Below are 17,212 nucleotides of genomic sequence, written 5' to 3'. Positions count from 1 at the left end.
CGAGGTTTCTGGGCGTGGGGCCTGAATTTCGGAGAGTGCGATGAAACCGCTCTTTTTATCTTCCGTCAGATCCGGGCTGATGGCCCTCGGTCTGATCGCCAGCCTCTCGGCCCCGTCGCTTGCCGGGCCGATGCCCAAACCCCTGCTGCCGGTGGCGGGCAACGCTGCCGACATCGTGCAAATTCGTGAAGATTGGGCAGGCGGCAATGACAGGCAGATCTGGCGTTGGCGCAATCGCGGCTTTCGGCAATGGCACGGCGGCGACGATTGGAGATGGCGGTCCCACAATTTCCGCGGCCGTCATTTTTCGAGACACTGGGACAATGGCGGCTGGGACGACAGCTGGCGCTGGCGCCACCATCGCCGCCATTACCGCGGCGGCTACTATGATGATGGTGCGGGTGCCGCGATTCTTGGCTTGGGCCTGGGCCTCGGCCTTGGCAGCCTGTACAACAGCTACAACTACTACGACGCGCCGCCACCGCGCCGCTATTATCGCGCAGGGCGGCTTTCCAGTGCACATGTCCAATGGTGTTACAATCGCTACCGGTCGTACCGCGCCTGGGACAACACCTTCCAGCCCTATTACGGGCCGCGCCAGCAATGCTACTCGCCCTATAGGTAAGCAGGCCGACAACAAGCATCATTCGGCGCCGTGCTTCGCGGCGCCTTTTTCTTCCAGCCAGGAACCGCGAACATCGCCCAGTCCCGACTGCTGATAACGCTATTTTTATCAGGCAGGTCTAATAATCCTCCCGATCAGAACGCCCGAGACGCGAAAAATGGCTGGATTGCGTGCGATGGCCGAGGACGAACAGAGGGACAAACACCGGCAGCGCGTCTTGAAGGGCGCGACGATCCTGACCGGCGTGAGCAATTCCGAGGTCACATGCACGCTGCGCAACATGCACGCCGGCGGCGCCGAATTGAAGGTCTCGATCGACGCGCGCGTGCCCGATGAGTTCCTGCTCTATGTTCCGACCGACGGCATTGCCTACAAGGCCGTGGTCCGCTGGCGCCGCGAAGATCGTATCGGCGTGATGTTCACCGGTACCGAACCAAAGCCCAGTTGGCACTACGGCTGAGATCCCGGCGCTATCCGGGTGGCAGGACTCGCAGTGTCTGCTCGTCAAACAGCGGCTCATCCTGGCCGACGCGAACGAATAGAAGCTTTCGCAGTTCGGGTGATTGCACCTCGAAATACTGAATGCCGTCCGGGGCTTCGCCCCATTCGCCACAAGGCGGTTCGCCGACCTCGTCAGGGTTGGCGACGGTCTTCAATTCCTCACGATAGGCGGCATCGGGACTGAAAACATACCGGAGGATGCGCGCGGGCGTCGCCCCTTCGGTGTAAGGCATGAGCACGCAACGTGTGCTGATGGCTTTCTCGGTCTTCTGAGTAAAAATGCGCTGCAACGCAGAATCGGCGGCCTCGCCAGGCAGCATATCGAAGACTTCGACGACAGGATCGCCCGGCCCGCCGTCGCTGTATTTGATGGCAAGAGCATTGCCGCCAAGCTCGAAATGAATCCGGCGAAAACCGAAATCGCAACGCTGCACCCAGGCAGCCAGCCCGACATCCCTGTCCGCCAGCCGTTCCCAAGCGCATTTGTCGACAGGCGGACGCGACGGCTTGCTTTGGTCGGCACGAGCGCCGGTTGCCATGGCAATAAGGACCGACAGGGCGAACATGCAGGCCGGCAGTCTCTTGCTATTCATCGCTACAACCCGTCAAACTAAAGGCGTCCCAGGCTGAACCGTCGGGATTGGCTTTGGCGAAATCGGGCCATTCGGTAAAAATCGCGCCGAAGTCAGGCAACAGCAACCCTGCCGGTGCCGGCGAGGCTTCGCGGGAATTCAACTGCTCGGCACCGCCTGCATTGAACGCATAGACCTGCCCATCCCACACTCTGCACAGCCCGGTGCCGTCCTCGAGACCAGCCTCACGATCGTCGTCGGTGCAGGTGTGCCGGATCGTGCCCACAGGAAAGGAGTACTTGCCATTGGTCCAGGTAATGTCCGACGGCAGACGAATGTCGGTATTGGGCACGATCAACGAAAAGACCTCGGTCGTCAGCGCGGCCGGCTCGTTGTTGGTTGGCCGGAACTGTATCGTCGCTCCCGAACGCGGCTCGCGATAGGTCGCATGGCTGAGCGAACATTCTGTTGCGTTCGCTGCTTGCAACAGGCTCAGCATGCTCAGAAAAATAGCTGCTGCTTTGCGGATGATCATTTAAGTCCCTTGGAGCAGCATCATTGTGAAGTTTGAGCATCGATGCTTTAGCATGGCCCAAGGCCGCGTCGAAAAGAAAGAATCGATGATGCGAAATCTCTTGATGCTCATTTCGATCTTAACATTTACGTGCAGCAGCGCCTTTGCCACGGAACCCTATGTGGGCACATGGTCCGGGGACAGATCGAACTGTACCGCCGTTGCGGATGCTCAACGCCAGACTGTCTACACATTGTACCGCGACGCGCTGTCGGTCCCTGCTCTCGGCTGCGAACACGCATCGTTTCTCAAGACGCCTACGGGCTGGGTGGCTCGGGCCAGCCAATGCTACGGATCCGACCCGTCGGCCGAAGAGCCGTTCTCCCGTGTCATCCATATTGTGGTCGACGGGGCGACGGTGAGATTGACATGGCCTGGCTTCGACAGCGGAGTTCTTGTCAGATGCTGAAGACAGGCGTCTTTTTCCGCTGGATATGCAGCCTAGGACAGCAGCTTCAGATGACGCCTACCAGCAGCGCGGCTCCACCGAGGAGGCCAACTGCGCAGACCCACAGGAGCCAAAGCCCGCTAACCCTGCATTCGAGAACCGCTGCAACCGGGTTGTCGGGATCGTAGTGGACCTCGACCTTGTCGCCCTGGAGGTAGCGCTGCGATCGACCGCTGACGAGGCTCGGCAGCGAAGCCGTCACGTTTGCGCCGAACGCGATGCGATCGGCGGCGTAGCGCTGGCCGGCGACGCTATAGCTGTAGACGACGCGGGATTTGAAGACTGTCCGCCAGGGCCGATAGCCGCCTCCGGACCTGTCGCGGGTCTCGAATTTCTGCAGGCCCGAAGCATCGATGCGTCCTGCCGTGATCGGCCATTTGGCCGCCTGTTCCGCAAGTGACTTCTGGGCAAAGCCCATGCGCAGGACAAACAATCCCATGAAAAGCAGCAGGGCAGCGGCGCCGAGGTTCTGCGGCCTGGGCAAAAACGGCCGGATCGCTTCGAGGACGCCGCCGACGGAGAAGACCAATACAAGCGCGCCGACCACCAGCCCGGCCGAAAGCTGGACCATGAACTTGAAGGAGCCGTCGGGCATGGTGCGTTCGATCACCGCCTTGGCTGGATCGGCCGGATTGTAGAAGACGGTTACGCCGGCCCCGTTTGGAAATTTCGCAAGGGTTTCCGCCACTGCAAAGTTTCCAAGGTTCTCCTGCACGCTGTAGTGCGAACTGCGAAATGTCTTGCCGTTCACCTTGTATTCGAAGGTGATTGCCGGGAAGTTGCGGATTTCGGTCGACCCTCTGCTGTCCGAACCGGATCCCGAACTGGTCACCTCGCGGGCCTCGACCCGCGACGAGATGATTTTTCCCGGCGTCGGAGACCAGCGGCTGACCGCCCTCACCTCCCACCATTTCAGCAAGGTGACGAGGGAGAGCATGCCGGCAACCGCGCAGGCAAACCCGATCAACAGAAATTTGAGTTCCAACTCTCACCCCCTTGGCACTTTTGTGCCATGCCCCGCACAGGCATATCACGGTGATGAGGATAGTGCGCCTGTCCAGAAGCCTGGAAACCACACGATCTTGATGCGAAAAGGCCGGCGGATCGCTCCGCCGGCCTTTCTTGATCGGCAATGAAATTGCGATCAGTTCTTGGCCTTGTCGACCAGCTTGTTCATGGAAATTCCCACGCGCCCGCAGGGCGAAGCCCGAGGACGGGTAACGAAACGAACGTGGACGTCCTTCAGTTCTTGGCCTTGTCAACCAGCTTGTTCTTCGAAATCCACGGCATCATCGCGCGCAGCTTGGCGCCGACTTCCTCGATCTGGTGGCTGTCGTTGTTGCGGCGGATGCCCTTGAAGCGCGACATGCCGGCGCGGTATTCCTGCATCCATTCCGAGGTGAACTTGCCGGTCTGGATATCCTTCAGCACGCGCTTCATCTCGGCCTTGGTCTCGGCGGTGATGATGCGCGGGCCCGAGACATATTCGCCCCATTCGGCGGTGTTCGAGATCGAGTAGTTCATGTTGGCAATGCCGCCTTCATAGATCAGGTCGACGATCAATTTGACCTCGTGCAGGCACTCGAAATAGGCCATTTCCGGCGCGTAGCCGGCTTCCACCAGTGTCTCGAAGCCGGCGCGGATCAATTCGACCAGGCCGCCGCACAGCACCACCTGCTCGCCGAACAGGTCGGTCTCGCACTCCTCGCGGAAATTGGTCTCGATAATACCCGAGCGGCCGCCGCCAACGCCGCAGGCATAGGAGAGCGCCAGGTCGAGCGCATTGCCCGAAGCGTCCTGGTTGACCGCGACCAGGCACGGCACACCACCGCCCTTCTGGTATTCGCCGCGCACCGTATGGCCAGGCCCCTTCGGCGCGATCATCACGACGTCAACCGAAGCTTTGGGCTCGATCAGGCCAAAATGCACGTTGAGGCCGTGGGCAAAGGCGATCGCTGCGCCATCGCGGATGTTCGGCGCGATCTCGGATTTGTAGATGTCGGCCTGCAGCTCGTCCGGCGTGGCCATCATCATCAGGTCGGCCCACTTGGCGGCATCGGCTACGCTCATCACCTTGAGCCCGTCGGCCTCGACCTTCTTGGCGGTCGCCGAGCCGGCTTTGAGGCCGACGGCGATGTCCTTGACGCCGGAATCCTTGAGGTTGAGCGCATGCGCCCTGCCTTGGCTGCCATAGCCGATGATGGCGACCTTCTTGCCCTTGATCAGGTTGAGATCGGCATCGCGATCGTAATAGACACGCATTTTTGTTCCTTCCCGTTTTGAATTCAGAGGCCTTGCGGCCCGGTTTTTGCCCCGTAAAGAGCGAGAAACTGCTGCGTCGCCCGGACGGCATCGCCGCCGATCGCCGCATCAGTCAATTCCAGCCGGTCGCCAAGCAGCAGGCGGATCTGCACGTCGCGGGCGACCAGCCCGAAAAAGGTGCGGAACGCCGTCTCCGCGTCGGAAAACTCGAGGAAACCAGCTTCCTTGCCTGCCTCCAGCACCGGTTTAAGGCGCCGGGCCAGTGCGAAGCGGCCGTTCTCCAGCACGATGGCGCCGAGATCGTCCTTCCCCGAACTAGCATGGCCGACCGCCACCCTGTTCAGCGCGATCGAGGTGTCGCTCGAAATTACCTTGAGCCAGTCCGAAGCGAAGCGTTCGAGGCTCGCCGTCAGCGAAGGGAGGTCGAGCCCCTTGCGGTCGACCGGCACTACCCGCACCTTAGACGCCTGCCATTGTACCGTTGCCGTCAACAGCCCGTCGCGATCGCCGAACCATTTGTAGAGCGTCTCCTTCGAGCAGCTCGCCCGCCGCGCCACGGCGGTCATGGTCAACTGATCGCCCTCTTCGACCAGCAGGCGAAGGGCGGCGTCGAGCACGTCCTTCTGCCGCTCCGTCAGCGCCTCGCTGGTTTCGATGTCGGTCACAGCGTGCAACACAGTTTTTCCTCAGGACGCGAACTCACCCGCAGTTCAGATACGAGCTCGATGGCGTACCGTACGTTACGGTTCGGCTTTATGGCGTATTGCCCGACCCGACGCAAGCCTTTATTTCTGTAGCTTGCTCCATGCGGGGCATCACGGGAGACACTGATCATGCTCGCCGGATTGCTTGCGTTGACCGTTACCGCAGTGTTCGCGGGTGCGGCTATCTACGTCAGCGTCGCCGAACAGCCGGCGAGGCTTCGCCTCGAGGACAAAGCATTGCTGCAGGAATGGCAGCCTTCCTACAAGCGCGGCGCCGCCATGCAGGCCTCGATCGCCGTCATCGCCTGTATTCTAGGCCTCGTCGCGTGGTGGCTGACCGGCAATCTCGCTTTTCTGGCCGGCGCTGTGCTGATCATCCTGCCTTGGCCATGGACGCTGCTGGTGATGATGCCGGCAAATAGGTTGCTGGAGGCGATGGACGCGAACTCCGTCAATCCTGAAGCTCGGACATTGATCGCCAAATGGGGCAATCTGCATCTGGTCCGCGTCGGGCTTGGCGTTCTGGCGACGTTGGCATTCCTCTTGGGCAGTGCCTGACCTCGCCAATCGGTCGCCATCTTCGTCATGAAGGCGTGTCACTCCAGGGCGGGCGGATCTCGCAGGCGCCCAAGCAGAGCTGACAGCGCGTCCAGTTCAACATTGGAAAGCCGGGAGCCGACCAACTCCGCGATCGACCGGCCGTAGACAGCCCACATGCGGCGGCGCGTCTCGCGTCCCTTGTCTGTGACGCGGACTGTTTGCCCGCGGCCGTCATCGGCAACTGGAAGCTTCTCGACCTGCCCGTCGGCTTCGAGCCGCGCCAGCAGCCGGGAGATGTTGTACTGCGCAAACAGGGTGCGCTCGGTGAGTTGGAACGGCCGCAATCCGCCCTCGCCCGCCTCGGCAAGCTCGTGCAGGATGTCGTACCAGGCAAGCGGCGGCAGGCCACTGTCCTTCAGCGCGTCCTCGGCTCTTTCCAACAACTGGCGCGAAACCCGCATCAGGCGGGCCCAGGCCTTGATGGCTGGAGGTGAAGGAATCCCGGTCATGATTGCATCGTAGGCGATAGATGCAATTGCATCAAGCTTGACGATCGATGCAAATGCATCTATATAGATGCAATCGCATCAATCACGAGAGGCAATTCCGATGAAGCATGAAATCTGCAAGATCGCCGACATTCCGGAAACAGGCAGCCTCATCGCTCCGTTTTTCGGCCGCGAGGTCCATGTCTACCGCAGCGGCGAGCGTGTCCGCGCCGCCGCCAACGTCTGCCTGCATTTCGGTGGCCTGCTCGACTGCAAGGACGGGAAGCTCGTCTGCCAGTGGCACGGCGCCTCGTTCGACATGGCGAACGGTGATCGCCTCGAAGGCCCGGCGCCGAAGGGCTCCCGCCTGATGTTCCTCTCCACCCGCGTCGAGGACGGTGCTTTGAACTATGTCTGGGGGGAGTGAGATGACCGACAAGCTCACTCTCGTCAGCCATCATCTTTGCCCCTATGTGCAGCGCACGGCGATTTCGCTTCGCGAAAAGGGCGTGCCATTCGAGCGCATCACGGTCGATCTCGCCAACAAGCCTGCCTGGTTCAAGGCGATATCGCCGCTCGGCAAGGTGCCGCTGCTCCGCGTTGAGCATGACGGCCAGGAAACGGTGATCTTCGAATCGCTCGTCATCCTCGAATTCCTCGAGGAAACCCAGCCCAATCCGCTGCATCCCACCGACCCCTACGCCCGTGCCCGGCATCGCGCCTGGATCGAGTTCGGCTCGGCAATCCTCAATGCCATCGGCCGCTTCTATTCAGCTCTCACCGAAGCCGCCTTCATCGCCGAACGCGGGGCTCTGGCAGCAATGTTCGATCGCCTGGGAGTGGAACTGGCGAACGGCGCGGCTGGGCCATGCTTCGACGGCGAGCGCTTTTCACTGGTCGACGCGGTCTACGGCCCGATTTTTCGCTATTTCGACGCCTTCGACCGGATCGGCGATTTCGGCATCCTGGACGGAAAGCCGCATGTCCAGGTGTGGCGCGAGGCGTTGCGCAAACGCCCATCCGTGAAGGGCGCGGTCGCTCCCGATCATCCGCAACGCCTCCATGCATTCTTGCAGGCTAAGGGTTCGCACCTTTCGGAAATCATCCGCCAAAACGATCCGGCCACAGCGCTTCCGCAAGCCCTATCGGCTTGAATGGATTGAGCACCGTTCCTGTAACCATGGAAGCAAGAAACTGCGGCGCCGGCGGGACTTTTGCCAGCGTCGCCACCAGCCTGTCGCGGACGAACGGCATCACAATCGAGTCCGATTGATAAAACGGCGTCAGCACCAGCGACAGCGCCTGGAAGACCCGCACATGCCATCGCCGTGTCCGGACATAGGCCTCCAGTGCAGTATCGATACGGTCCGTTCCTATTAGTGCGTAGTTGAGCGCGGCTGCATCGAGCAGCGCCATGTTCGCGCCCTGGCCGAGCTGCGGGCTCGTTGAATGGGCCGCGTCGCCGATAACGGCCAATCGCCGTCCGGCTGGCGTCTTCATCGTGTGATGGCCATAGCGCGCCAGCGAGAGCTGCTCGAAACTGTCGATCTGGTCGATGAAGGCCGCGCATTCAGGCCACAGCCCGACCAATCTCGCCTTCCATGCCTCGAGACCTGCCGCCCAGACGCGCTCGGCATCCGCCGGCTTGAGGCTCCAGAAGAATGCCGCCATCTTCTGGGCATCCGGCTCGGGCCGGCCGATTGGCAGCACGCCGATCATCACGCTCGCGCTGTCGTAGCGCTGCAGCAGCGCGTGCTCGTCGAAACCCTCGCCGCGCCAGCCAAGCGATGCCCAGAACGCGCCATAGGCGAGCGATCGCGGTTCGCCCGGATTGTTCACGCACCGCCGCAGTTTGGAGCGCGAACCGCTGGCATCCACTACCAGGTCGAACGACCCTATCCGTTGTCCGTTGCCGCAGATCAATGTTGCCCGCTCGCCGGTTTCCAGCGTCTCGAGCTCGATACCTGTCTCAATGGTGAGCGCCTGGCGCCGGGCGGCGCGGAAAAGCACGCCGAACAGAGCCGCGCGGTGCACCGCCAGCCCGAAGCGGTCGCCACTCCGGGCATCGTAGCGGACGTCGAGCACTGTGCGGCCGGTCTTGGCATCTGCACCATGCAGGCGGTCTATGCGGCTGCCCAGCGCCAGAATGTCATCGAGCAGGCCGAGATCGGCAAGCACCGTCAGCCCGGTCGGCTGCAGGATCAGCCCGGACCCGACCGGTTGTGGCTGGTCGAAGCGCTCGAAGATGGTGACCCTATGTCCGGCGCGCGTGAGATAGAGCGCGGCGGCAAGTCCAGCCGGCCCGGCGCCGGCAATCGCGATGTCCAGAGAATTGCCCATCTGCCCGCCCCAACCCAAGCCGGACAATCCTTCAGCACCGCCGCTAAATCAAGCCGCCGTCCCGGCCTGGAGGCTCAGCCTTCGGCAGCATCGAAAACCTTCCGTGCCTCGCGTACAGCGCCGTGATTGAGCTCGGCCCATTGGATCAGCTGATGCAAGGGTCCAAACATCGAGCGCCCGAGATCGGTGAGGCTGTATTCGACGCTCGGCGGTTTGGTCGGGAACACCTGGCGATGCACATAGCCGTCGCGCTGCAGATCGTGCAGCGTCTGGGTGAGCATGCGCTGTGAAATATCGGGCACCAGCCGCCGCAATTCGCCGAAGCGGTACGGCTTCTCGGCCAAGGCCTCCATCAACAGTGAACTCCATTTATTGCTTATGCCCTGGATCACGTCGCGAACCGGGCAATCCGCAAGGTTTCCGCCACCGCTGCCTGCTTTGTATATCTCGAGCTTCGATCTCAGATTGACGATCTTGCCGTCCATGGCTGGTTCCCTGGGTGTGCCTACCTCCCGCAAAACTGCCTTCTTTACGAGGATGGGTCAATTCCTATTTTAGTGCTGGTCTCATTTTGAGACTAACATATGCACCCGCCGCTCCGGCGCAACGTCAGGACATCTCATGACCGACACCCTTCTCGTCACCGGCGCCTCCGGCCAGCTTGGCCGCGGCGTCATTAATCATCTGCTTGACACGCTCAAGGTCTCCCCTCAGCGCATCATCGCCGCCACCCGCAACCCGGAAAATCTGGCCGATCTGGCAGCCCGAGGCGTCACCATCCGGGCAGTCGACTTCGACGACGCCACGTCGTTGGCCAGTGCATTTACCGGTGCGGACAGGGTTCTGATCATTTCGACAAACGAGCTCGCCGTTCCGGGCAAGCGCCTGAAGCAACATGAGGCTGCGGTCGCCGCAGCAAAAAGCGCCGGCGTTTCGCATCTGCTCTACACGTCGATGCCCAGTCCGGAGCCAGGATCGCCGGTACTGTTTGCGCCTGATCACCACGGCACCGAGCAGGCGATCAAGGCGAGCGGTATCCCCTACACCATCTTCCGCAACGGCTGGTATCAGGAGAACCTGTTCATGGCGCTGCCGCACGCCATCGCGTCGGGGCAGTGGTACACATCCGCCGGAGACGGCCGCATTGCCCATGGCGCGCGCGACGACATGGCCGCGGCGATCGCCGCCAGCCTTGCTTCGAGCGGAACCGAAAGCACGACATACACGCTGACCGGCCCCAAGGCCCACACGATGGCCGAGATTGCAGCCCTCGTCACCGAAGTTACCGGCAAGCCGATCGAGGTCGTCCAGCTTTCGGACGAAGCGCTGACCGGGGGATTGAAGGCAGCCGGCGTCCCCGAAGGTTTCGCGCCTGTCATCGTTTCCTTCGACACCAACACACGCTCCGGCCGCATCAGCATGGTGACGGACGCGATCGAGACGCTGTCCGGCAGGAAGCCGCGGCCGCTGAAGCAATTTCTTGAAGCAAACAAGGCGGCTCTGGTGAGCTGAGCCTGACAAATGGCCGTGCCCTTCGAAGGGCACGGCCGTTTGCTCAGATAGCCACCTGCGTTCCGATCTCGACGACGCGTCCGGTCGGGATCTGGAAATATTCCGTCGCATCGGCCGCCGTGCGCGCCAGCCCGATGAACAGCTTGTCCTGCCAGACCGGCATGCCGGAATTGGGCGAGGCCTTGAGAGAGCGCCGCGACAGGAAGAAGGACGTCGTCATGATGTCGAACTTCCAGCCCTGTTTGCGGCAGATCGCCAGCGCACGCGGGATGTTGGGCTGCTCCATATAGCCGAAGGTCAGCGTCACCCGCATGAACAGCTCGTTGACCATTTCCATCTTGACGCGCTCGCTGTCGGGCACGACAGGCTGCGGCGCAGTCACCACCGAAAGGATGACGTTCTGCTCGTGCAGCACCTTGTAGTGCTTGAGGCTGTGCATCAGCGCCGTCGGCGCGCTCAGCGGGTCGCTGGTCAGGAACACCGCGGTGCCCGACACCAGATGCGGCTTCTTCTTCAGCAGATTGCCGGCGAGGAAATCCAGCGGGATCTCGTTCCGGCGCGTCTTGTCGAACAAATAGCGGCTGCCGCGGATCCAGGTCCACATAGTCATCACGATAACTGCGGCGATGGCAAGCGATGCCCAGCCACCTTCAAACACCTTGACTATGTTGGCGGCAAAGAAGCCGGTATCGACGAAGGCGAACACGGCCATCAAGGCGATCGCGACGCCGAGCGGCCATTTCCAGATGCGCGTCATCACAACAAAAAGCAGCACATTCGTCACCAGCATGTTGCCGGTCACCGAAATGCCGTAGGCCGAGGCCAGGCGGCTGGATTCGCCGAAGCCGACCACCAGCAACATCACCACCAGCGCCAGCATCAGGTTGATGCGCGGCAGATAGATCTGGCCCGACTGTTTTTCCGACGTATGCTGGATAACGAAACGCGGCAGCATATTGAGCTGCACCGCCTGCCGCGTCAGCGAAAAAGCGCCGGAGATCACCGCCTGGCTGGCGATGACGGTCGCCGCCGTCGCCAGCACGACCATCGGAATAAGCGTCCAGCCCTGGTTCATCTCGAAGAATGGATGACCGACAACGCCGCCATTTGCCAGCACGAAGGCGCCTTGCCCGACATAGTTGAGCAACAGACAAGGAAACACGATTGCCAGCCAGGCGAGTACGATCGGCTTGCGGCCGAAATGGCCGAGGTCGGCATAGAGCGCCTCGGCGCCGGTGACGGCGAGGAAGACCGCACCAACCGTGACGAAGGCGACATCGGGCGAGTTGACCAGGAACGACACGATGTAATGCGGGCTGATCGCCAGCAGGATTTCCGGATCGGCGATGATGTGGTTAATGCCGGAAAGGCCGATGGCCAGGAACCACAGCGCGGTGACTGGCCCGAACACCAAACCTACGCCGCCGGTGCCGAATCGCTGTACCGCAAACAGGATCGCCAAGATGGCCAGTGTCAGTGGCACCACATAGGGCTGGAATGTCGGCGTGACGACGTTCATACCTTCGACCGCCGATAGCACCGAGATCGCCGGCGTGATGACTGCGTCGCCGAAAAAAAGCGCCGCGCCGACGATGCCGATGCCGAGGATCACCGCCGAGCGCGTCGGGAAGCTGTTGCGCGCCAGCGCCATCAGCGACAGCACCCCGCCCTCGCCTCGATTGTCGGCGCGGAGCACGAACATGATGTATTTGATGGTGACGGTGATCGTCAGCGACCAGATGATCAGCGACAACACCCCGAGGATGTCGCCACGGTTGGCGACGTTGCCACCGGCCGATGCGTGCAACGCCTCGCGAAATGCATAGATCGGGCTGGTACCGATATCGCCGTAAACCACGCCGAGCGCGCCCAGCATCAGCACCTGGGTGCTGTGCTGCTCGACCTCAGAATGGCTGGATTGTTCGACAGGTTCTGCCTCGTTACCAGCATTGGTAAGGGCCATGGACGACACTCCGGTAAGCGGGCGGTGCTCTACGCTTGCTGCGCTGCAATATCAAGTGCCGTCACGTAATGGCTCCGTCCCGATATTGCGAGCCCTCCACGACTTGGCAGACTCAGTCCGATCGGCAGACCACCTGGAATGTCGCAACGGACACGTTTTTAAATAGCCACCTGCGTCCCGATCTCGACGACGCGTCCGGTCGGGATCTGGAAATATTCCGTCGCATCGGCCGCCGAGCGCGCCAGCCCGATGAACAGCTTGTCCTGCCAGACCGGCATGCCGGAATTGGGCGAGGCCTTGAGAGAGCGCCGCGACAGGAAGAAGGACGTCGTCATGATGTCGAACTTCCAGCCCTGTTTGCGGCAGATCGCCAGCGCACGCGGGATGTTGGGCTGCTCCATGTAGCCGAAGGTCAGCGTCACCCGCATGAACAGCTCGTTGACCATTTCCATCTTGACGCGCTCGCTGTCGGGCACAACCGGCTGCGGTGCCGTCACCACCGAAAGGATGACGTTCTGCTCGTGCAGCACCTTGTAGTGCTTCAGGCTGTGCATCAGCGCCGTCGGCGCGCTCAGCGGGTCGCTGGTCAGGAACACCGCGGTGCCCGACACCAGATGCGGCTTCTTCTTCAGCAGATTGCCGGCGAGGAAATCCAGCGGGATCTCGTTCCGGCGCGTCTTGTCGAACAAATAGCGGGTGCCGCGTATCCATGTGGACATGATCAGCCCCATGCCGCAGGCGACCGTGATCGACACCCACCCGCCTTCGAGGATCTTGACGACGTTTGCGAGGAAAAATCCAGTATCGATCGTGCCGAACAGCAGTGTGAGCGCGGCTGCCAGTGCAAGCTGCCATTTCCACCGGAACCGCATCACCACGAACAGCAGGATGGTTGTCATCAGCATTTCGCCAGTCACCGAAATGCCATAGGCGGAAGCCAGCGAACTCGAGCTGCCAAAGCCGACCACCAGCAACATCACGCCGAGCGCGACCACCAGATTGACCCGCGGCATGTAGATCTGGCCGGACTGCATCTCGGAAGTATGCTGCACCTCGATACGTGGCAGCAGATTGAGCTGCACCGCCTGCCGCGTCAGCGAGAAAGCGCCGGAGATCACCGCCTGACTGGCGATCACCGTCGCTGCCGTGGCCAGCCCAACCATGGGCATTAGCGCCCAATCCGGCAGCATCTGGAAGAATGGATTGGTGGGTTTGCCGCCGTTGGCCAGAACGAACGCGCCTTGTCCGAAATAGTTGAGGAGCAGACAAGGGAACACCACGGAGAACCACGCCAGCACGATCGGCCTGCGGCCGAAATGGCCGAGATCGACATAAAGGGCTTCGGCCCCGGTGACCGCCAGGAACACCGCCCCGACCGTGACGAACGCACCGGTGGGCGTATTGGCCAGATAAGCGACGGCGTAATAGGGATTGATCGCCAGCAGGACCGACGGGTCGTCCAGCAGATGGTAGACCCCGGCGGCGCCGATCGCCAGGAACCACGCTGCCGTCACCGGTCCGAACACGGCCGCCACCCTGCCGGTGCCAAAGCGTTGCACGGCAAAAAGCATTGCCAGGATGATCAGCGTGATCGGAACAACATAAGTTTCCAGCGTCGGGGTCACCACTTCCAGGCCCTCGACCGCCGAAAGCACGGAGATGGCCGGCGTTATGATGGCGTCGCCGAAAAACAGCGCCGCGCCGCAAAGTCCGATCCCCAGAATGAACCGGGCTCCCTTTGGATAAGCGTTGCGCGCAAGCGCCATCAGCGACAGCGTGCCGCCCTCACCCTTGTTGTCGGCTCTGAGCACGAAAGCGACGTACTTTATCGTGACGATGATCGTCAGCGCCCAGACGATAAGCGACAGCACGCCAAGGACGTCGTTGCGCGCTACCGGTCCCGACGATGCGTGCAGCGCTTCCCGAAACGCGTAGATTGGGCTCGTGCCGATATCGCCGTAAACCACGCCCAACGCGCCCAGCATCAAAACTCTGGTGCTGTGCTGCTCGGCCTTGGAGTGGCTGGATTGTTCGATGGGTTCTGCCTCGCTACCGGCGTGGGCAAGAGCCATGGACGACACTCCCATAGACGTGCGGCGCTCGACGCTGCGGGATGGAAAGGACGCGCTGCCGTGCCCGGAACGCATGGCCTATCGGCTCGCCTTTCTCTACCAGCCACAAGCCTTCAGAAACCGCCTGACCGTTGCGGCCATGCCATACTCCAACGCATCGGCTGTCAACCCATGCCCGATCGACACTTCGGCCAATGCCGGGATGCGCCTGGCCAGCGCCGGCAAATTGCTCACCACAAGGTCGTGCCCGGCGTTGACCTGGAGCCCTGCCGCCAATGCGGCATCCGCCGTCTTTCCCAATTTCTCCAATTCCTTCGCCGCTTTTGCCGAATCGGAATGATAGCTGCCGTATGGACCCGTATAGAGTTCGATCCGATCGGCGCCGGTGTCGCGAGCGGCGTTCACGCCAGCGGGATCCGGATCCGAAAACAGCGACACGCGAAAGCCTCCCTTCTTCAGGCGCTTGACGACCGGTGTCAGGAACGCAGCCTCGGCGGCGAAGTTCCAGCCATGGTCGGAAGTCGCCTGCGCCGGGTCGTCGGGCACCAGCGTCACCTGCTCGGGCTGATGCTTTTCCACAAGCGCCAGGAACTCCTCGGTCGGATAGCCCTCGATGTTGAATTCCGCATTCGGGAACTCGTCGTCGATCAGCGCCCTGATCTCAGGCAGATCGGAATGCCTGGTGTGCCGCTCGTCGGGTCGCGGGTGCACCGTGAGCCCATGCGCGCCGGCGGCAAGGGCGATGCGTCCGAGCCCCGTCACGCTTGGCCACGGCAGGTCGCGCCGGTTGCGCAGCATGGCGATCGCATTGAGATTGACGGAAAGCTTTGCAGGCATTTGCACGGCTCCAGGCTGATCTTGGCGCGCATCTATACCGCCTTTAATGGGAACAGACAGAGGGTTTCAGGTGTTCCAAGGTGTGCGAAGGAAATCGAGCGCAAGGAGTTCCCTGTTGAATTTTCTCGAGGCCGTGCCGGCGGTTCGCCGCATCGACACCGATCGCGAAGACCTCTTCGCCATCGATGTCGTCGGCCATGTCGCAGCGGCTGACGCCGAAAACCTGTTCGGATTGCTGGAGGCGGCCTATGCGCTGCATCCGAAGATCGACGTGCTGGTGCGCCTGATCGACCATGAGGGTGTCGACTGGGCCGACGTATCGGACGAGACGATCGAACAGGGCATAGCTCATGCCGTGGAGCATATCGGCCGCTGCGCGGCGATCGGTGAGCCGAACTGGATACCGGAGGCAAGAGCCTTTTTACCTGCCTCTTTGCCTATCGAACTCCGGCATTTCGAGGCCGAGGACGAGGCCGCCGCCTGGGAATGGCTTGGCGCCAACCCAATCGCCCAGCGCTGATACGACCGCCCTATCGGACGATCGTCAGCCGTTCGGCCGCGCGCGTGATAGCGGTATAGAGCCAACGCTGCCGGGTTTCCTTGAACGCCCAGCTTTCGTCGAAAAGCACGATCTCGTTCCACTGCGAGCCCTGCGCCTTGTGCACGGTCAGTGCATAGCCATAGTCGAAATCGTCGAAACGTTTCTTCTGCTGCCAGGGAATGTCGGCGTCCGGATCTTCGAATGCCGCCTTGAGCAGCTTGATCTTGGCGACGCCGCGATCCGGGTCGTCTTCCTCCGGCGAAACCAGCAGATTGATGCCAGGCTTGACCGTCTCGCGCGACGAGGTCATCACCTTCCACAACGAGCCGTTGAGCAGTCCCTTGGCCGGATCGTTGCGCAGGCAGACCAGCTTGTCGCCGGCCTGCGGATAATCGGCGTTGAACCCCTTCAGCTCGCGCAGCCGCTGGTTATAACGGCGGCGCGTACGGTTGGTGCCGACCAGCACCTGGTCCGCTTTCAGCACCAATTCCTGGGTGACGTCTTCCTTGCCGATCACCTGCGCCGCGCCATAGTCGCCGCGCATGAACTCGCGGCCCTCGCGCACGTCGAGCGCCAGCCTGATGATCGGGTTGTCGCGCGCCTGGCGGTGGATTTCGGTGAGCAGAATGTCCGGCTCGTGGTCGGTGAAGAAGCCGCCGCCGGAGATTGGCGGCAACTGGCCGGGATCGCCGAGCACCAGGATCGGCGTGCCGAAGCTCATCAGGTCACGGCCGAGTTGCTCGTCGACCATTGAGCATTCGTCGATGACGACGAGCTTGGCCCGCGAGATCGGGCTCTGCCGGTTGAGCGAAAATGTCGGCGACATCGATGTCTTGCCGGTCACCTCGTCCGCTACCGATTCCTCGCCCTTCGGCCGGTAGATCAGCGAATGGATGGTGCGGGCATTGACCGCGCCCTTGGAACGCAGCACCTGCGCCGCCTTACCCGTAAACGCGGCGAACTGCACCTGGCCGTCGACATGCTCGGCGAAATAGCGCGCCAGCGTCGTCTTACCGGTGCCGGCATAGCCGAACAGCCGGAACAGCTGCGGCTTGCCGGCTTTCAGCCAGCCGGCCACCGCCTTCAGCGCCTCGTCTTGTTGAGGAGAGAATTCCATCAGCGCGACAGACCGGATTCGCGAGGGAAAGACAAGGTGACTGCCGTCACCGGCAAATTTTCATCGCCGGCAATCACGCCGCTGCGACAGGGTCAGGCTATCAGTGACGAACAGGA

At 61.8% G+C, this 17,212-nt stretch carries 19 protein-coding genes; 7 read left to right on the top strand and 12 right to left on the bottom strand.

All coding sequences use genetic code 11. The annotated features are described in order from the left end of the window. Positions 1-40: 40 nt before the first annotated feature. Positions 41-625, top strand: coding sequence for a BA14K family protein (locus NKH28_RS06365; protein ID WP_352539591.1), 585 nt, complete (start codon positions 41-43; stop codon positions 623-625). A 175-nt stretch (positions 626-800) separates the two neighbouring features. Then, on the top strand, positions 801-1,085 hold the full coding sequence (locus tag NKH28_RS06360) for a PilZ domain-containing protein (RefSeq protein ID WP_352470452.1): 285 nt from the start codon (positions 801-803) through the stop codon (positions 1,083-1,085). A gap of 10 nt (positions 1,086-1,095) precedes the next feature. On the opposite strand, the gene NKH28_RS06355 is transcribed toward NKH28_RS06360, so the two are convergent. From NKH28_RS06355 to NKH28_RS06335, 5 genes are all read right to left on the bottom strand, one after another. Next, positions 1,096-1,719: a hypothetical protein gene (locus NKH28_RS06355; RefSeq protein ID WP_352978226.1), complete on the bottom strand. Its 624-nt coding sequence runs from the start codon at positions 1,717-1,719 to the stop codon at positions 1,096-1,098. Then, positions 1,712-2,233, bottom strand: coding sequence for a hypothetical protein (locus NKH28_RS06350; RefSeq protein WP_352767834.1), 522 nt, complete (start codon positions 2,231-2,233; stop codon positions 1,712-1,714). Before NKH28_RS06350 ends, NKH28_RS06355 begins: the two co-directional genes overlap by 8 nt. 494 nt (positions 2,234-2,727) lie before the next feature. Next, a complete protein-coding gene (locus tag NKH28_RS06345; protein ID WP_352831147.1) occupies positions 2,728-3,705 on the bottom strand; it encodes a DUF3592 domain-containing protein in 978 nt (325 codons plus the stop codon). A 257-nt stretch (positions 3,706-3,962) separates the two neighbouring features. Then, positions 3,963-4,982, bottom strand: a complete 1,020-nt coding sequence (gene ilvC, locus NKH28_RS06340; protein ID WP_352831149.1) for a ketol-acid reductoisomerase — start codon at positions 4,980-4,982, stop codon at positions 3,963-3,965. 23 nt (positions 4,983-5,005) lie between these two features. Then, positions 5,006-5,659 carry a TetR/AcrR family transcriptional regulator gene (locus tag NKH28_RS06335; RefSeq protein ID WP_352539587.1) on the bottom strand — a complete coding sequence of 218 codons (654 nt, stop codon included), beginning with the start codon at positions 5,657-5,659 and terminating at the stop codon, positions 5,006-5,008. Between the two features lie 156 nt (positions 5,660-5,815). On the opposite strand from NKH28_RS06335, the gene NKH28_RS06330 reads away from it, so the two are divergent. Next, complete coding sequence (locus NKH28_RS06330; RefSeq protein WP_352768909.1) at positions 5,816-6,244, top strand: anthrone oxygenase family protein; 429 nt, start codon at positions 5,816-5,818, stop codon at positions 6,242-6,244. A 38-nt stretch (positions 6,245-6,282) separates the two neighbouring features. On the opposite strand, the gene NKH28_RS06325 is transcribed toward NKH28_RS06330, so the two are convergent. Next, a complete protein-coding gene (locus NKH28_RS06325) occupies positions 6,283-6,735 on the bottom strand; it encodes a MarR family winged helix-turn-helix transcriptional regulator (RefSeq protein ID WP_352539585.1) in 453 nt (150 codons plus the stop codon). 100 nt (positions 6,736-6,835) lie between these two features. On the opposite strand from NKH28_RS06325, the gene NKH28_RS06320 reads away from it, so the two are divergent. Together NKH28_RS06320 and NKH28_RS06315 are read left to right on the top strand one after the other, a co-directional pair. Continuing rightward, a complete protein-coding gene (locus NKH28_RS06320) occupies positions 6,836-7,141 on the top strand; it encodes a Rieske (2Fe-2S) protein (RefSeq protein WP_352978224.1) in 306 nt (101 codons plus the stop codon). A 1-nt stretch (position 7,142) separates the two neighbouring features. Continuing rightward, positions 7,143-7,868, top strand: coding sequence for a glutathione S-transferase family protein (locus NKH28_RS06315; protein WP_352978222.1), 726 nt, complete (start codon positions 7,143-7,145; stop codon positions 7,866-7,868). Here NKH28_RS06315 and NKH28_RS06310 read toward each other — a convergent pair. Beyond that, entirely contained in the window at positions 7,816-9,054 is a 1,239-nt protein-coding gene (locus NKH28_RS06310) for an FAD-dependent oxidoreductase (RefSeq protein ID WP_352978220.1), read from the bottom strand. The genes NKH28_RS06315 and NKH28_RS06310 overlap by 53 nt on opposite strands. Positions 9,055-9,128: 74 nt before the next feature. Beyond that, entirely contained in the window at positions 9,129-9,539 is a 411-nt protein-coding gene (locus NKH28_RS06305) for a winged helix-turn-helix transcriptional regulator (protein ID WP_352466906.1), read from the bottom strand. Positions 9,540-9,675: 136 nt separating this feature from the next. Here NKH28_RS06305 and NKH28_RS06300 point away from each other — a divergent pair, with 136 nt between their 5' ends. Then, a complete protein-coding gene (locus tag NKH28_RS06300) occupies positions 9,676-10,566 on the top strand; it encodes an SDR family oxidoreductase (RefSeq protein ID WP_352831151.1) in 891 nt (296 codons plus the stop codon). 43 nt (positions 10,567-10,609) lie between these two features. On the opposite strand, the gene NKH28_RS06295 is transcribed toward NKH28_RS06300, so the two are convergent. From NKH28_RS06295 to NKH28_RS06285, 3 genes are all read right to left on the bottom strand, one after another. Beyond that, a complete protein-coding gene (locus NKH28_RS06295) occupies positions 10,610-12,529 on the bottom strand; it encodes a potassium transporter Kup (RefSeq protein WP_352978218.1) in 1,920 nt (639 codons plus the stop codon). A gap of 158 nt (positions 12,530-12,687) precedes the next feature. Next, positions 12,688-14,601, bottom strand: a complete 1,914-nt coding sequence (locus tag NKH28_RS06290; protein WP_352539580.1) for a potassium transporter Kup — start codon at positions 14,599-14,601, stop codon at positions 12,688-12,690. Between the two features lie 96 nt (positions 14,602-14,697). Then, positions 14,698-15,438: a pyridoxine 5'-phosphate synthase gene (locus NKH28_RS06285; protein ID WP_352471639.1), complete on the bottom strand. Its 741-nt coding sequence runs from the start codon at positions 15,436-15,438 to the stop codon at positions 14,698-14,700. Positions 15,439-15,553: 115 nt separating this feature from the next. Here NKH28_RS06285 and NKH28_RS06280 point away from each other — a divergent pair, with 115 nt between their 5' ends. Next, positions 15,554-15,958, top strand: a complete 405-nt coding sequence (locus NKH28_RS06280) for a SpoIIAA family protein (RefSeq protein WP_352456501.1) — start codon at positions 15,554-15,556, stop codon at positions 15,956-15,958. Positions 15,959-15,968: 10 nt separating this feature from the next. On the opposite strand, the gene NKH28_RS06275 is transcribed toward NKH28_RS06280, so the two are convergent. Beyond that, positions 15,969-17,096 (bottom strand): ATP-dependent DNA helicase, encoded by a 1,128-nt coding sequence (locus NKH28_RS06275; protein WP_023720791.1) that lies wholly within the window; start codon positions 17,094-17,096, stop codon positions 15,969-15,971. Between the last annotated feature and the right edge of the window lie 116 nt (positions 17,097-17,212).

This window comes from Mesorhizobium sp. M1227 (assembly GCF_040318315.1).
Lineage (GTDB): Bacteria > Pseudomonadota > Alphaproteobacteria > Rhizobiales > Rhizobiaceae > Mesorhizobium.
Note: the sequence above shows the minus strand (reverse complement) of the source record. Positions and strands in the feature narration are given on the sequence as shown.